The sequence below is a fragment of the Bradyrhizobium sp. 2S1 genome, from assembly GCF_011516625.5.
Taxonomy (GTDB): domain Bacteria; phylum Pseudomonadota; class Alphaproteobacteria; order Rhizobiales; family Xanthobacteraceae; genus Bradyrhizobium; species Bradyrhizobium septentrionale.
Map to the genome: position 1 here is coordinate 7,174,867 of NZ_CP147717.1, position 15,079 is coordinate 7,189,945.

The 15,079-nt window shown below is 60.8% G+C and carries 13 protein-coding genes and 1 pseudogene; 10 read left to right on the forward strand and 4 right to left on the reverse strand.

Annotation, left to right across the window (positions count from 1 at the left end):
* Positions 1-272: 272 nt before the first annotated feature.
* From HAP54_RS33750 to HAP54_RS33775, 6 genes are all read left to right on the forward strand, one after another.
* Entirely contained in the window at positions 273-626 is a 354-nt protein-coding gene (locus tag HAP54_RS33750) for a cupin domain-containing protein (protein WP_166294656.1), read from the forward strand.
* 576 nt (positions 627-1,202) lie between these two features.
* On the forward strand, positions 1,203-2,600 hold the full coding sequence (locus tag HAP54_RS33755; RefSeq protein ID WP_166294658.1) for a tyrosine-type recombinase/integrase: 1,398 nt from the start codon (positions 1,203-1,205) through the stop codon (positions 2,598-2,600).
* Between the two features lie 36 nt (positions 2,601-2,636).
* Complete coding sequence (locus HAP54_RS33760; protein ID WP_166294660.1) at positions 2,637-3,014, forward strand: hypothetical protein; 378 nt, start codon at positions 2,637-2,639, stop codon at positions 3,012-3,014.
* Between the two features lie 438 nt (positions 3,015-3,452).
* Entirely contained in the window at positions 3,453-4,484 is a 1,032-nt protein-coding gene (locus HAP54_RS33765) for a hypothetical protein (RefSeq protein ID WP_166294661.1), read from the forward strand.
* Between the two features lie 19 nt (positions 4,485-4,503).
* Entirely contained in the window at positions 4,504-5,568 is a 1,065-nt protein-coding gene (locus HAP54_RS33770) for an IS630 family transposase (protein WP_166204319.1), read from the forward strand.
* A gap of 377 nt (positions 5,569-5,945) precedes the next feature.
* Positions 5,946-6,461, forward strand: coding sequence for a DUF3800 domain-containing protein (locus HAP54_RS33775; RefSeq protein ID WP_166294663.1), 516 nt, complete (start codon positions 5,946-5,948; stop codon positions 6,459-6,461).
* A 104-nt stretch (positions 6,462-6,565) separates the two neighbouring features.
* Here HAP54_RS33775 and HAP54_RS33780 read toward each other — a convergent pair.
* Positions 6,566-7,908: pseudogene (locus HAP54_RS33780) on the reverse strand (IS1380-like element ISBdi2 family transposase).
* Positions 7,909-8,104: 196 nt separating this feature from the next.
* Between HAP54_RS33780 and HAP54_RS33785 the strand changes: the two are divergent.
* Positions 8,105-8,440, forward strand: coding sequence for a hypothetical protein (locus tag HAP54_RS33785; RefSeq protein WP_166294665.1), 336 nt, complete (start codon positions 8,105-8,107; stop codon positions 8,438-8,440).
* A gap of 197 nt (positions 8,441-8,637) precedes the next feature.
* Here the strand turns inward: HAP54_RS33785 and HAP54_RS33790 are convergent, their stop codons facing one another.
* Together HAP54_RS33790 and HAP54_RS33795 are read right to left on the reverse strand one after the other, a co-directional pair.
* A complete protein-coding gene (locus HAP54_RS33790) occupies positions 8,638-9,090 on the reverse strand; it encodes a phage terminase small subunit P27 family (RefSeq protein WP_166294666.1) in 453 nt (150 codons plus the stop codon).
* Between the two features lie 298 nt (positions 9,091-9,388).
* Complete coding sequence (locus HAP54_RS33795) at positions 9,389-10,732, reverse strand: IS1380-like element ISBdi2 family transposase (protein WP_166204320.1); 1,344 nt, start codon at positions 10,730-10,732, stop codon at positions 9,389-9,391.
* 560 nt (positions 10,733-11,292) lie between these two features.
* Between HAP54_RS33795 and HAP54_RS33800 the strand changes: the two genes are divergently transcribed.
* The 3 genes from HAP54_RS33800 to HAP54_RS33810 all read left to right on the forward strand — a co-directional run bounded on the left by HAP54_RS33800 (position 11,293) and on the right by HAP54_RS33810 (position 14,614).
* Positions 11,293-12,825 (forward strand): porin, encoded by a 1,533-nt coding sequence (locus tag HAP54_RS33800; protein WP_166294668.1) that lies wholly within the window; start codon positions 11,293-11,295, stop codon positions 12,823-12,825.
* A 465-nt stretch (positions 12,826-13,290) separates the two neighbouring features.
* Positions 13,291-13,470 (forward strand): hypothetical protein, encoded by a 180-nt coding sequence (locus tag HAP54_RS33805; RefSeq protein ID WP_051346515.1) that lies wholly within the window; start codon positions 13,291-13,293, stop codon positions 13,468-13,470.
* Positions 13,471-13,651: 181 nt separating this feature from the next.
* Positions 13,652-14,614, forward strand: coding sequence for an SDR family oxidoreductase (locus HAP54_RS33810; protein WP_029082819.1), 963 nt, complete (start codon positions 13,652-13,654; stop codon positions 14,612-14,614).
* On the opposite strand, the gene HAP54_RS33815 is transcribed toward HAP54_RS33810, so the two are convergent.
* Positions 14,615-15,079: a GcrA family cell cycle regulator gene (locus tag HAP54_RS33815; protein ID WP_166294670.1), complete on the reverse strand. Its 465-nt coding sequence runs from the start codon at positions 15,077-15,079 to the stop codon at positions 14,615-14,617.

Here is a 15,079-nt window from a genome sequence, read left to right on the forward strand (position 1 = left end):
GCAAGCAAGCTCCAGCGGCAGCGCAAGCTCCGGTGGCAGCGCGAGCTCCAGCGGCAGCGCAAGCTCCAGCGGCAGCGCGAGTTCGAGCAAGAATTCGAGCGCTGCTGGCAGCAGCCAGGCTTCGCCCGCCACGACTGGACAGGGGCAGGGACAGAAACCGCCGAGCGCAACAGACAAGTAATCAAAGAGGCCGCCCGAGTAAGCGGCCTCTTTCATTTGTCGCCTTCAGGCTGCCGTTTATCGCCTTCAATCTGGCGGGCCAGGAGGCATCCATGAGCGACGCGATCGATCTTTCACAAAAGCTGTCGACCTTCACCGATCACTGGTCGCCGCGCACCGTCGCACAATTCAACGCCTGCGACGTCATGGTCGTGAAGGTGCAGGGTGAGTTCGTCTGGCACAAGCACGACGACACCGACGACTTCTTCCTTGTGCTGAAAGGCGTGCTCGACATCGAGCTGCGCGACCGCACCGTGACGCTGAGGGAGGGCCAGATGTACATCGTGCCGAAGGGCGTCGAGCATCGGCCCGTTGCAAGGGAAGAGGTGCATCTGCTGCTGATCGAGCCGACGGGGACACCGAACACGGGCAACGCGGCGACGGCTGCGCCGCGCAAGCTGCTCTGATGCCTTCAGTTCACGGCGACGAAAAAAGGGCTCCAGCACTTGACCGGGACGGACAGCGCTGGAGCCGTCAAGTAAGCGCCCATGTTCGATCCGCCGAGTGACGATAGCTACGTAGCGAGGTGAGTGCGGGTTTCAGTGTTGAGAGAACTTGTTCAACGGGCGTCGCTCTGCGCCAAAGCGCGAAATTCATAAATCCAATCAACGCGATCGACCCTGTCCAGTCCCTCGGCGGAAAATTTTCCGCTTGGCGTTTGACCCAACTCAGATGTTCAATCTGGCCGTCTCACCCGATTGAGGGGCGCGTCGCGGTCGTCACGAGTGTTGCGGTGGGATGCGGTGGACGCTGAGCATGCGGGAGACGAAATGCATGTCAGGCGGACGGCGAAATCGTGTGGGCTCTATTTTGATCTTAGGCGAGCCCCAATGGCCTCCATCGAGCCTATGAAAACCCTTCAAATATAGGCTCTTTTGGAAATATGCTTTTCCAGCAAGCTGCTGAGGCGCGCCGCTGAACCGCCGCTGCTGGGGCTAGGCCCCGGCGCGGTACCCGCCCTCGATCCGCCCTGAGAGCATCCCATGCCCAACATCACCGAGAAAATTTGCCGCGCACAAGTCAAACAGCGCCGCAAAATCTATGACGCCTCTTGCGCTGGCTTCTACGTCAGCCTGAGCCCGACAGCGCCGCCGACCTTCTCCATCAAATATACCTGCCCGATCACTAAGAAGCGCGGCACGCATCGCCTGGGCATCTACCAAATGCCCGAGCATGACGTTGCATTCTGGCGGAAGGAAGCGTGGAAGCTGAAGCTGAGGATCGCCAACGGCGAGGATGTAGCGCAGACCGCACGGCAGGTCCGCAGGCTGCAGGCCAAGCAGGCAGGCATCACGGTCGGCGAGATCATCGACAAGCGCATCGCTTGGATCAGCGAGGAGGTCCCGACGCGCCGCCACACTGAGCATGGCGTCGTCATAAAAAAATCGCCGCGCATGAAGAGCTGGGAAGAACAAAGCCGCCATCTAAACCGATTCGTGCGTCCGCGCCTCGGCAGGATGATTGCAGGCGATGTTACCAAGCACGACATCTCGCAGCTGCAGGCCGATATACTCGCAGGCAAACTGATCCTACACGGCAAGCCGCTGAAGGCATCGGTTTCCAGCGCACGGCATATGCGCAAGGCTGTCTCGGGGCTCTTCAACTGGGCGGCTGAGGCTGGCCGTGACTATGTCAGCGCATCGCCCTGCGTGAACTTGCCGCTGCTGCCCGCCGAGGAGCCGCGCAGGCGCAAGCTGAGCCCTGACGAGATCAGGGTGCTCTGGCATGGCCTCGACCGGCCAGACCTCGCCGTGGATCGGCGCATCTGCCTCGCGATCAAATTTGCGCTGGTCAGCATGCTCCGTTCGGTCGAGCTGCTGCATATCCACCGCGATGAGCTGGCCGGGCACGATCTGAACAACGCCGCGCCGCTGGTAGTGATCCCCGAGGAGCGGGTGAAGGCAGGCCGGGAGATACACCAGCCGCTCTCCGATCTGGCCGTCGAGATCGCCAAGGAAGCCATGGGCAATTACCCATGGATGTTCACGGGCCGCTTTGGCAACGAGCCGCTGAACCGTAAAGCGATGGCGTGCGCTCTGCGGGGCAACAGGACCAAGCGGAACGGCAAGGTATTGGTGCGATCCATCGGGCTTTGCGAGCAGTTCGGCATCAAGCCGTTCACCCCGCATGATCTTCGCCGCACCGCTGCCAGCCTGATGGGGTACATCGGCATCCCGCGCTCGATTATCTCGCTCTGCCTCGATCATACCGTCGCAAAGGACGAGCATGGCGATGTCTCGGCGATCACCGGCAAGGTCTACGATCAGGACCCGCGCATCGGCGAAAAACGCGAGGCCCTGCGGAAGCTGGCTGACGAGGTCAGGCGCATCGTCGCCGAGCCGATGGAAGCCGCTGATGCTGGGGTGCGGCTGGCAGCATGACGCATGGAAATAACTGACAACGGAGGAGCAATCACTATGACGACCACCGACGACGCCGTCACTGCCGTTCGAGCGCTGCATCACAGCCTGTTCGCGCGCGGCGAAACCTATCGCAAGCTAATTTGCGCAATCCCGGACTCCAACGTCGAGGGGGCCGTCGCTTACGACGAGTTCATGGCCATGCATATCATGCGTGAAATCGCCGCCGCGACGGGCGTCTCCAGCATCGTCGTGCTGAAGCTGGCCGACCTTCAAGAGGCGCTGCATACCGTCTTGCTGTCCGATGGCTTGGACGGTTCGATTGAAGCAGCGCAGCGCCATGTCGCAACCGTCAAGGAAGAGCTGCAGCGAGACCAATATGAAAGTATCGCCTCCCGCCGCGCCTTTAACAAGCTGCCACCACTCAACTCGTAAGCCGCCGCTAAGTGCCTGATCTTCGCAGCAGAGAGCCCGCCCCAGATCGAGGCGGGCTCTCTGGCGTCCGTACATTCTCCCCTTGTGGGAGAAGGGATCACCTCAAAATGCCAATGATATCAAGGCGAAGCAGCTTTGGTGCCCCACCAGTATCAAGACCCGCGCGGCGGGCGCTGACTGGCCAGAAATTCTGTGAAAGCCTGTGATCTGAGGTAGGGCTCTGTCAAGCTGGAGATTGTTTCAACGGTCGGCGGCGACCAGCAAGTATTACGATCATGACCCATGGCTCGGCGAAAAGCGCCAGCCATGCACGAGATCAGGCGCGTCACCGGGGCCGTAATTGGCGCCTCAGCGGAGCCTTCAAGCCGGAGATGGTGGCTATATCTCGACAATTCTCCCACTCCTTTCCCGCGATGGCTTGCCCACAAGCGCACCCGCGTGCAAGCAATGGTAGCAGTTTTCATCGGGGAGTCGCTGGTGGGTTTGGGGGATCTGGACGAACTCGTTCTAAGTTGTCGAAACGAGGAGGGGCGACAATACATTGCCGAAGCGGTCGCCTGCTACAAGGCTGGAGCGTACCGCGCGTGCATCGTTTCGACATGGATCGCGGTTGTTTACGATTTACTGGCGAAAGTTCGCGAGCTGGCGATGTCCGGCGACCAGGCCGCACAGGTCATTGTGGATGATCTGAGCAAATGGCAACCGGGAATCTCGCGGGGAGATCAAAGTGCGATCAAAAGTTCTCTCGACCTAGAACGCACGATTGCCAACATAGCGAATGATCAATTTGGATTCTTCGAAGGTATGCAGCTTATCGATCTGGAGCGGCTGCATGCGGACCGGAATAGATGCGCGCATCCCACCTATCAAGGCACAGAACAGCCATATGCCCCCAGTGCAGAACTCGCGCGCACCCACCTCGTTCACGCGGTGCGCCACGTTTTGTCGCAAGCGCCGGTGCAAGGGAAAGCAGCTGCGGCTCAAATTATCCGACTTGTTGAGTCCTCGTTCTTCCCCACGGAAGTCGAGAAGGCTAAGGTACAATTTAAGTCTGCCGGGCTTGATCGCGCCCGCGAAAGTCTTATTCGGGCCATCGTTGATCAACTTGTCTTCGGCTATTTGGAGGGCGCGCCTTCCTTGAAGGGCCGACCGCAAACGGCTTGTGCGGTTAGGGCCATAGCGGAGATGTACCCTGAAATTTGCGAACCTCGCATCAAGCGTGCTCTCAACACCCTTTGTCGGCGAGCGCCTGATACGGAACTTCTCTTCTTCATCGGACTGCAGAAGTCATATTCCCAGATGTGGTCGCTCCTCGACTTAGATAACCGAGCGAGGTTGATCGAGGTTGTCCGTCAATGCACCGACGATATCGCGCAGCACGCCATTCCGATCTGCGTGGAAGTCCCCGAGATGCAAGATGTCTGCCGCGATAGGTCGTCGCGCCTAGTACCTACTGTTCTTAAAGCGTGAGTCGTGATTCAAGGTCGGGATGATACCCGAAGCAAGAGAAGTCCACCTTTCGAGGAAAGATCGCAAGGTGCTTGAGGCGTGTTGCCGCTCCCCGGTGACGTTGCAGCGCGATTTGAAGCGGGCGCGGATAGTTCTGTTGGCGGCGGATGGACGCAGCACTCGGTCGATCGCCAAGGAAGTTGGGGTCCAGCCGCGGATTGTCAGCCTTTGGCGGCATCGCTATGCCGACCAAGGCCTTGAAGGGCTGCAAGACAAGCCGCGACCGGGCAAGCAGCCAATCTATACGAAGGCCACCGACAAGCGGATTCTGAAGCTGCTGGACAAGCCGCCGCCGGACGGGTTCGCACGCTGGACCGGGCCCCTGCTGGCCGGGGCGCTGGGCGATGTTGACGTCCAATATGTCTGGCGGTTCCTGCGCAGCCACAAGATTGACCTCGCGGCTCGTAAGTCCTGGTGTGAGAGCAACGACCCGAACTTTACGGCCAAAGCCGCCGATGTTGTCGGCCTCTATGTCGCCCCGCCCGCGAAGGCCATTGTGCTGTGCGTGGACGAGAAGCCCTCGATCCAGGCTTTGGAGCGAGCGCAGGGTTATCTGAAGTTGCCCAATGGCCGCGCCTTGACCGGCCAGAGCCACGATTACAAGCGGCATGGCACCACAACATTGTTTGCGGCGCTCGAAGTCGCCACCGGAAAGATCATCGCGGCGCATTCAAAACGCCGACGCCGCGTCGAGTTTCTCGACTTCATGAACAGCGTCACCGCGGCTTTTCCGAACCGGAAGCTTCACGTCATCCTCGACAACCTCAACACCCACAAGAAGAACGAGCATTGGCTCAAGGCCCACCCCAACGTGCAATTTCATTTCACGCCGACAAGTGCGTCTTGGCTCAATCAGGTCGAGGTATGGTTTTCGATCTTGCAGGGGCAGTCGCTCAGCGGCACCTCCTTCACAAGCCTCACGCAGCTTCAGGAGCACATCGATGCCTACGTCAACGCATACAACGACAGAGCCGAGCCCTTCGTCTGGACCAAGAAAAAGGTCCGTCAACGCCGTTTCAAAGGCCGCCGTATCACTCAGCTCTGATTCTGGGTACTAGGATTCAAAGAGCTGGCATTCGTAGCGCAACAGTCAAAACACCCCATTGTTATCAAAGCAGCGGTCGACCTCTATTGTTCTTCAAAGTCTTGGGACTGGGCCAATGTCAATTATCATGCAGTTGATCCGCTTCTTTCCTCGCTCTCCGAAGCGGAGGTGCGACGGATATTGACAGCTCGGACCAACGAGGGCGCAGACTTGCCCGGAGCGCACAGTTTTTCAGCGTTCTGCAAGTTCGTTTATGAGACTGAAAAGATTCCGCGCGCTGAACTGACCAAGCTACTGACTGATCAGGGAGCGGATTATGTAGTGCGCGAACTGCAAAGAGATTCTGGGACCTTATTTTAGGTTAGGCCGAAAGTGCAATGGCAGCGGGTACACCCGATCCCTATTACTTCGCCTTTATTGACGAGGCGGGCGACCCCGGCCTGAAGACCGTGCGCCCGATTGACCCCGTGGGCGGTACGGAATGGCTTTGCCTAAGCGCCGTGGTCGTTCGGGCAAAACATGACGCCGACCTCGTGAATTGGGTGCGGGCAATTTTATTGAAGTCTGGCGTCCGTAACCGCTCCGATCTCCACTACCGAACGCTGGCCGACTACCGAAAACGTATTGTGGTCAGCGAGCTCGCCCAGCTTCCTATTCGCGCATTCGTGGTGGCTTCTAACAAGAAGAACATGCGCGGGTACCGAAACATGCGAGCGGAGCGCATCCGGTCTCAGCAATGGTTCTACAACTTCTGCCTCCGCCTTCTTTTGGAGCGCGTCACAGACTTTTGCTATCAACATGCAGCCCGCGAAGGCGCGACAGGCCGCCTAGCCCGTCCTATTCGTGAGAGTGCTTTTTTTAGTCCGATTGATGTGGCCGCACATCTGCTCTGACGAGGCGCGCGGGATTGCCTTCGGCTTTTCACCGCCTGACGACCCGTACTTTGCAACGCGCTTGAGGGATGGGTTGGGCGAACGGGGGGCGGACGCCCCGCCGGTCAAGGACCGAGCGGCAGCAGCGCGCCTGGCAAGCCGCGGATCAGGTCGGCTTCGGGACATGCCGCGGCAAACGCAAGGCGAATGCGGCTCGTGGTCTCGACGACACGGGCAGCGAGTTTCAAGAGACGAAGACGCAGCGTCGCGAACTCGGCTGTGGCCAATTCCCGGGCTTTGGGAATCGCGTCGCGCACGGTCAGCATCAGCCAATAAGCGGCGGTGTGGAGAACGAGGCGGACTTGATTGGCGAGCGCCGAACGGCAGCTGGTGCGATCGGAGGCGAGCTGTGTCTTATGCAGCTTGATCAGATTCTCGGCTTGGCCGCGCGCGCAATACAGGCTGTCGTAGATCCACTCGGCCGAGCCGACATCGAGGCTGGTGACGACGAAACGGATGTCGAGGCCGAGCATCGTCGCCTCAATACGGGCGACGGTACGCCGTTCGCGATCCCAGGACTTGGCCTTGTGGCGCGTCTCGGTATAGCCACGCAGAACCGGCAGGTTCTCGATGGCGCGTCGCGTGCGGATGTCGTCGGCGGCCTCGTCGAGTTTTCTGGCGAGCGGCTTGGTGCCGGACAGACCGAAGATGTAGTCGATGCCGTTGGTCTCGCACCACGCCATTGCCTCCGGCCGGGCATAGTGCCCGTCGCCACGGAACGTAATTCGCGTGTTGTGCCACCGCGTCCGGATATGCCGTATCAGGCGGCGCAGATGGGCACGCACCTCGACGCCGCCCGGCGTCTTGCCGGGCCGCAACACGACCGCCACGGGCCGGCTCTTCTCCGTGTCGTAGACGTGGATCGGCAGGAAGCAGCGTTCGTCATAATGAGCGTTGAACAGCGAGAGCTGCTGATGGCCGTGGACGACATCGCAGGTATCATCGATGTCGAGCGTGACGGATGCCGGCTCGCGCGGGTAGCTATCCATCCATGCGTCGACCAAAGTGTAGGTCAGTCGGATCACGTCGCGCAGGCGCGGAGCATTCTCCAGCCGCGACAGCGTCGGTTGGGAACACAGATCGCGACCCGTGTCCGGCAGCCGTCCGCAGGCCAGCTTGAATGCGGGATCGGACCGCAGATGATCGAGGTCGTCGGCGTCCTCGTAGCCGCAGCAGATCGCGAACATGCGCGCGCGGAACATATCGACAAGGCTGTGCACGACCCGCGTCGGATCGCGCCGATCCGGGAACACCCGGGCCAAATTGTCGGCCAAGCCGAGACGCCGCTCGGCCATCGCCAGAAGCATCACGCCCCGTTCGAGGTCAGCCGACCGCCATCGAAGGCAGCTGTGACTTTCTTGGCGTGAACGGCTGGAAACGAGAAGGGCAGAATCGTATCATCGGTCATGGCGGGCCTGGCGTTCGCGGTTGAGGTGATGGGGTTGGCTTTGCAACCGAATCCTACGCCGCATCAGCGCTTTACACCACGCTCGCCAGCCTCTCAGGCGCACTCTGACGAATAAGACGGGCTAGTAAAGATTATTTACAGCGAGCGCGGTGGCCATTCTTACGCACAGACAACGGCCTACCAGGAGCTACTTAAGATGCAAGCGAAGGGAGGCGCGCTCGTGCTTTCCAAGCGTCGGATCATGTGGGAAGTGTTGGACTGGCGGCTCGCCGAAGCCGCCTCACACAAGACAAGCGCAGGTGCTCAGCTGGCCGATGTTGTGGCAAGTGCTTTTTTTCAGGCTGTTGACACTCTGCCGCCGACAAAATGGAACAATGAATTTGCCAAATTACTGAGACCTATCATGGCGAATGAGAATGGCTCTCCTATGGGTTATGGGGTCGCTCTTCAACCGACGCCGCCATGGAAGGCGAAATTGAATGATCGACAAAAAGAGATTTTCGAGGCCTACGGCTATAAATTTTGGCCGTGAAGGCGGCGGGCCTCGGTCTCCGTTGATCCACCGAGCGGATAGACTATCATCCAAAGGACAGCCGTATCGGTGAAAGGTCGAAGATGTCATCCTCGACCAAGAGAGTGTTCCGACGTAGCCCGCCGATGTCGATTCTACTCGGATAATTCGACAACACAACACCGCGACCGAAATTATCCTTATCCGTCACGTCCGGTTCAGCGCCCGAGCAAACCGTCGAACTTTCCGGGCGGTTGCGGTGCGTTGGGGACAGCGGTCATTCGGCTGCGAGCAGCGGCGGTCAGGCCGAACTCGCCCGCATAGCGCACCACATCGCCCGCGTGCTTGCGGACGATGGAGACCAACGGATTGACGGCGGCATCGCCGTACTTGGTCTTGATGATCATGCCATTCATCAGCGGATCATTGCTCTGCATCCGCGCCAGCGCTTCGGCGGCCATGCGCCATTGCCCGAAGGCGTGGCAGTAGCAGGCGAGCGCGGGGACATCGATCCTGCTCAGCAAGCCGAGCCGGTGCAGCTCGGGGCCGGTCTGCCACCATTCATCGGCGGCATAGCCTGTGAGATGCGGTGGCGGTTCGGGGCAGCTCGCGGGGATGGTCGGCTCCGGTTGAGGCCGCAGCTTCTGATGGCCCGGATTCCCCCGCAGCACTTTTAGCCTGAGCGGGATAGGCGGTGGACCTGACATGGGCGGCCTCCTGTCGTTAGCATATGGGGCCGTGGACCAAGCCGCAATGTCCCCCGAAAGAACGACATGCTTCAGTTCCTTTACGGGATCGTTAGCCCGTCCTATTCGTGAGAGTGCGTTTTTTTAGTCCGATTGATGTGGCCGCACATCTGCTCTGACGAGGCGCGCGGGATTGCCTTCGGCTTTTCACCGCCTGACGACCGGTACTTTGCAACGCGCTTGAGGTGTAGGTTGGGCGAACGGGGGGCGGACGCCCCGCCGGTCAAGGACCGAGCGGCAGCAGCGCGCCTGGCAAGCCGCGGATCAGGTCGGCTTCGGGACAGGCCGCGGCAAACGCAAGGCGAATGCGGCTCGTGGTCTCGACGACACGGGCAGCGAGTTTCAAGAGACGAAGACGCAGCGTCGCGAACTCGGCTGTGGCCAATTCCCGGGCTTTGGGAATCGCGTCGCGCACGGTCAGCATCAGCCAATAAGCGGCGGTGTGGAGAACGAGGCGGACTTGATTGGCGAGCGCCGAACGGCAGCTGGTGCGATCGGAGGCGAGCTGTGTCTTATGCAGCTTGATCAGATTCTCGGCTTGGCCGCGCGCGCAATACAGGCTGTCGTAGATCCACTCGGCCGAGCCGACATCGAGGCTGGTGACGACGAAACGGATGTCGAGGCCGAGCATCGTCGCCTCAATACGGGCGACGGTACGCCGTTCGCGATCCCAGGACTTGGCCTTGTGGCGCGTCTCGGTATAGCCACGCAGAACCGGCAGGTTCTCGATGGCGCGTCGCGTGCGGATGTCGTCGGCGGCCTCGTCGAGTTTTCTGGCGAGCGGCTTGGTGCCGGACAGACCGAAGATGTAGTCGATGCCGTTGGTCTCGCACCACGCCATTGCCTCCGGCCGGGCATAGTGCCCGTCGCCACGGAACGTAATTCGCGTGTTGTGCCACCGCGTCCGGATATGCCGTATCAGGCGGCGCAGATGGGCACGCACCTCGACGCCGCCCGGCGTCTTGCCGGGCCGCAACACGACCGCCACGGGCCGGCTCTTCTCCGTGTCGTAGACGTGGATCGGCAGGAAGCAGCGTTCGTCATAATGAGCGTTGAACAGCGAGAGCTGCTGATGGCCGTGGACGACATCGCAGGTATCATCGATGTCGAGCGTGACGGATGCCGGCTCGCGCGGGTAGCTATCCATCCATGCGTCGACCAAAGTGTAGGTCAGTCGGATCACGTCGCGCAGGCGCGGAGCATTCTCCAGCCGCGACAGCGTCGGTTGGGAACACAGATCGCGACCCGTGTCCGGCAGCCGTCCGCAGGCCAGCTTGAATGCGGGATCGGACCGCAGATGATCGAGGTCGTCGGCGTCCTCGTAGCCGCAGCAGATCGCGAACATGCGCGCGCGGAACATATCGACAAGGCTGTGCACGACCCGCGTCGGATCGCGCCGATCCGGGAACACCCGGGCCAAATTGTCGGCCAAGCCGAGACGCCGCTCGGCCATCGCCAGAAGCATCACGCCCCCGTTCGAGGTCAGCCGACCGCCATCGAAGGCAGCTGTGACTTTCTTGGCGTGAACGGCTGGAAACGAGAAGGGCAGAATCGTATCATCGGTCATGGCGGGCCTGGCGTTCGCGGTTGAGGTGATGGGGTTGGCTTTGCAACCGAATCCTACGCCGCATCAGCGCTTTACACCACGCTCGCCAGCCTCTCAGGCGCACTCTGACGAATAAGACGGGCTAGGTGCCGACTCAGCTTTGCGCTGACTTATTCTTGTTTCCCGCTCGGCAGCGCGATCTTTCTCGTAAGCCGCCAACGAACGCAAGTGAACGTAAAGTAATTATGATGGTCCTGTGACGATTGGACCATTTGCAGTGCGACAAGTTTTCCCTGCTAACCAAAGGGCTTACGGGCAGCGTTGCCGGCGAGACACAGTGTGGCCGCAATCGCATTCCTGACTTTATAAACTATTTTGATTGGCGAACTCGCCAAGGCATATTGAACCCGGCGGTAGGGGAATCTCGATCGTCCCGTTGCGGTGATCGTTCAAGTCCGTCGCACTCCACAGATTGATCTGCGGGTGCGGGGTTTGGGGAAAGCGGTCTTGGACAATGCGGGAGGATCACGGGGCGCTCGCAGCTCCGGACTCTACGCATATGAGCAACTTGGAGGTTTAATATGAATTTGAAGAGCCTTATCCTGGGCTCGACGGCTGCGCTGGTCGCGGTCGGCGGGGCACAGGCGGCCGATCTTCCCGTAAAGGCCAAAGCGGTCGAGTACGTGAAGATCTGCTCTCTTTATGGTCCGGGCTTCTACTACATCCCCGGCACCGACACCTGCATCAAGCTGGGCGGCTACCTGCGCGCTGACGTTGTGGTGAACGGCAACAGCGTTTACGGCCCGAACATCAACGGCCCCAGCGGCGCCAACAACCGCTTCACGAACGGCTACACCTGGCGTTCGCGTGAAGACTTCAACATCGACACCCGCACCGCGACCGAGTACGGCGTGGTCCGCACCTATTTCGACGCGGTGTTCACCTGGACCTCCGACAGCTACACCGGTCAGGGCAACGGCTCGACCGTCTACTCGGCGATCGGCTCGGCTTCTGCGCCGAACAACGCTGGTTCGGGCAACGTGGCTGCCGGTGCGGTCGGCGTCTACTACGCCTTCATCCAGTTCGCCGGCTTCACCATGGGTAAGGCGGTCTCGCAGTTCGCTGCTCCCTGGAACGGTTATCCGGGCAACAACTACGACGGTCTCGTCGGTGGCGTGAACACCACCAACGGCATCAACCAGTTCACCTACACCGCTCAGTTCGGCAACGGCGTGCAGCTCGCACTGTCGGCGCAGGACCAGGTGGCGTACATGCAGGCTGGCGTGAACAACCTCGGCGCCGGTGGTGCTTACGGCACCAGCGACTACGCCGGCACGATCGCGCCGGACTTCGTCGCTGCGCTGAAGGTCGACCAGGCTTGGGGTATCTTCCAGGCGTCGATCGCCGCGCATGACAACCACGCCGCCTACTACGGCGGTACCGAGTTGACCGGTCATCCCGACGACAAGTGGGGTTGGGCTGGTGCGTTGGCCCTGTCGATCAAGAACATCCCGACCGGTCCCGGCGACACCATCAACATCCAGGGCGTCTACACGGATGGTGCGACCCGTTACAACATCCAGGAACTGGCCAGCCAGGCCAGCTCGGTCGCCATCTACGGTGGCTCGAGCCTGCCGGGCGTCTATGGCAGCGTTGGCTTCGGTACAGCACCTGACACGGTGTTCGGCCCCGGCGGAGCGCAGCAGTCCATCAAGACCTGGGGTATGCGCGGTGCTTACACCCACAACTGGGATGCCTACTGGAACACCGCGATCTACGGCGCTTATGCCGCAGTCTCGTACAACGACACCTCCAAGGCGCTCATCTGCGGCGTTGGTGGCGTGGGTGGTACCTTCCGCACCGCCTTTGGTGGCGGCGCTGGCGTGACCAACTGCAACCCGGACTACAACATCTCGCAGATCGGCGTGATCACCCGTTGGACCCCGGTCAAGAACCTGACCTTCTCGGCCGACGTGACCTATGTTCACCTCGATCAGAAGTATTCGGGCGTCATCACCACGTCGTCGACTGGCATCGGCAAGCCGGTTGCGACCTACGAGCTGAAGGATCAGGACACTGTCCAGATGCTCTTCCGCGCTCAGCGCAACTGGTAATACCGGTTGATCTGATCACGATCCTACAGAACCCCGGCAGGCAACTGCCGGGGTTTTTCTTTGGCAGGAATCGAATGCGAAATCGATTGCTGATCGATTGCGGAAGGTGAGCTGCGTCATCTCGGTCCACGCGAACGACGAAGACGAGCCATGCGATTATTGGCCGCAAACTTATTTACTTACCTGATCTACTAAACTATATATGCAGTGGCCAACAACACATTGAATGATGGCTCTTAGCTTGCTGCTAAGCCTCCCAAACCTCCGGCAATGCCCTGCCGGAGGTTTTTGATTTAAGGCTGGACCGCTGCTGCCCGATCGTGAGGCGCGCTGCCATTGCCGGCTGCCAACCGCACACAGGTTCACATCGTCTCGCCGATTCGACGCCGTCAAGATTTGACGGAATCGATCCGCAGTGCATTCTCGCCATTCATGGGACGCTTCAAGAACAGCCGCCTCGCGCGCATGAGCAGCGGCCACTATTGCTTGATACGGGATCTCGGGCTGGTGAAGGGCGGCAAGGGATTGCGGCACCATGAGGTGGTCATCGACTTCTCGTGGCGCGGCCTCCTCAAGCTGGTCCTGAGCGCCGGCAGCGCGGTGCTGCGGCGGCGCGCGCCTGTGCACATCGAGACCGCCGAATAGCGCTTTTGATCAATGGATATTGTTCGCAACACGGAATGATTTCGTTGCACGGCCGGCTGCCCGGCGGGCGCCGTTGCTGGGCGATAATTCGGTGATGTAGAGTGCCTCAGCCAAAGCGGCTGGGACTGCGATCCGCGCTCCCGCCAAAACGAACAAGAAGCAGGGAAGGAACGGATCTCGCATGAAGGATTTTGCTGGAAAGATTGCCGTCATCACGGGCGGCGGCACGGGCATGGGACGCGAACTCGCGCGGCAGCTCGTTGCCGAGGGATGCAATGTCGCGATGTGCGACGTTTCGGCCGAGGCGATGGCCGAGACCAAGCGGCTTTGCGAGGTCGAGAAGCTGCCGCAGGGCCTGCGCATCACCACCCACATCGCCGACGTGTCGATCGAGGATCACTACAAGCGTTTCCGCGATGAGCTGATCGAGCAGCAGGCCACCGACAAGATCCACCTGCTGTTCAACAACGCCGGCATCGGCGGTGGCGGCAGCCTGTTCACCAATACGCGTGAACAATGGGAGCGCACCTTCAACATCTGCTGGGGCGGCGTCTATCTCGGCGTCCGCACCTTCCTGCCGCTCTTGGTGAAGGCTGACGAGGCGCACATCGTCAACACCTCGAGCGTCAACGGCTTCTGGGCCTCGGTCGGCCTGGGCGTGTCGCACACCGCCTACAGCGCGGCGAAGTTCGCGGTGAAGGGATTCACCGAGGCGATGATCAACGATCTGCGTCTCAACGCGCCGCATGTGAAATGCTCGGTGGTGATGCCCGGCCATATCGGCACCTCGATCGTGTCGAACTCGCGCAAGGTGCAGAATGGCTCCGACCAGCTGAATGCCGACGAGCTCAAGCAGGCCCGCCAGCGCCTGCAAGGGCAGGGCATCGACGTCGCCAAAATGTCGGATGCCGACATCCAGCAGATCGCACTCGACCGCGCCCGCATCTTCCACGACGAGGCGCCGACGTCGGCCGCCGCCGCGGCCAAGATCATCCTCGACGGCGTCAAGGCCGAGCGCTGGCGCATCCTGGTTGGCGACGACGCGCATACGCTCGACGAGCGGGTGCGCAACACGCCCGAGCAGGCCTATACGCCGGAGTTTTATCAGAACCTTGTCGCGGCGACCGGCTGGAAGGTCGGCTGATTAACGCATCGCGCGCTGGCGCGATCCGGCCTGATAGGCGAGGCGGTAATGCCCTGAGCAATAGGGCATGCCGCCGAGCGGGGTGTTGCCGCAGAAGCAGAAATCGTCGGCGCCCGGGGTGCTGATCGGCCAGCGGCAGCGCTGCTCGCTCAGTTCGAACAGCGAGCAGTTGTTGGCGCTGACAACAGGCGCATCGTCGGCTTCCTGTTGGTAGACCGTCTGCAGCAGCTGCAGCTGCTGCTTCGCCGTCGCCCGTTGCGCGGCATGTGCGCTGGATCTCTTCCGCCGGGCGCGGCGTTCGTCCGGCGTCGTGCGCGTGAGATTCAGCCGCGACAGCTTGCCGATCACCGCATTGCGGCTGACGCCGATATTGACGGCGATGTCGCGGCAGGAGAGGCCGGCTTCAAAGTAGATCTTGAGTTGGTCGACGCGCTCCGGCGTCCAGGTCGGTTCGATGGCAATCAT

Coding starts and splice junctions, on each gene's coding strand:
- HAP54_RS33750 (WP_166294656.1), top strand. CDS start 273: ATGAGCGACGCGATCGATCTTTCACAAAAGCTGTCGACCTTCACCGAT.
- HAP54_RS33755 (WP_166294658.1), top strand. CDS start 1,203: ATGCCCAACATCACCGAGAAAATTTGCCGCGCACAAGTCAAACAGCGC.
- HAP54_RS33760 (WP_166294660.1), top strand. CDS start 2,637: ATGACGACCACCGACGACGCCGTCACTGCCGTTCGAGCGCTGCATCAC.
- HAP54_RS33770 (WP_166204319.1), top strand. CDS start 4,504: ATGATACCCGAAGCAAGAGAAGTCCACCTTTCGAGGAAAGATCGCAAG.
- HAP54_RS33775 (WP_166294663.1), top strand. CDS start 5,946: ATGGCAGCGGGTACACCCGATCCCTATTACTTCGCCTTTATTGACGAG.
- HAP54_RS33785 (WP_166294665.1), top strand. CDS start 8,105: ATGCAAGCGAAGGGAGGCGCGCTCGTGCTTTCCAAGCGTCGGATCATG.
- HAP54_RS33795 (WP_166204320.1), bottom strand. CDS start 10,732: ATGACCGATGATACGATTCTGCCCTTCTCGTTTCCAGCCGTTCACGCC.
- HAP54_RS33800 (WP_166294668.1), top strand. CDS start 11,293: ATGAATTTGAAGAGCCTTATCCTGGGCTCGACGGCTGCGCTGGTCGCG.
- HAP54_RS33805 (WP_051346515.1), top strand. CDS start 13,291: ATGAGCAGCGGCCACTATTGCTTGATACGGGATCTCGGGCTGGTGAAG.
- HAP54_RS33810 (WP_029082819.1), top strand. CDS start 13,652: ATGAAGGATTTTGCTGGAAAGATTGCCGTCATCACGGGCGGCGGCACG.
- HAP54_RS33815 (WP_166294670.1), bottom strand. CDS start 15,079: ATGATTGCCATCGAACCGACCTGGACGCCGGAGCGCGTCGACCAACTC.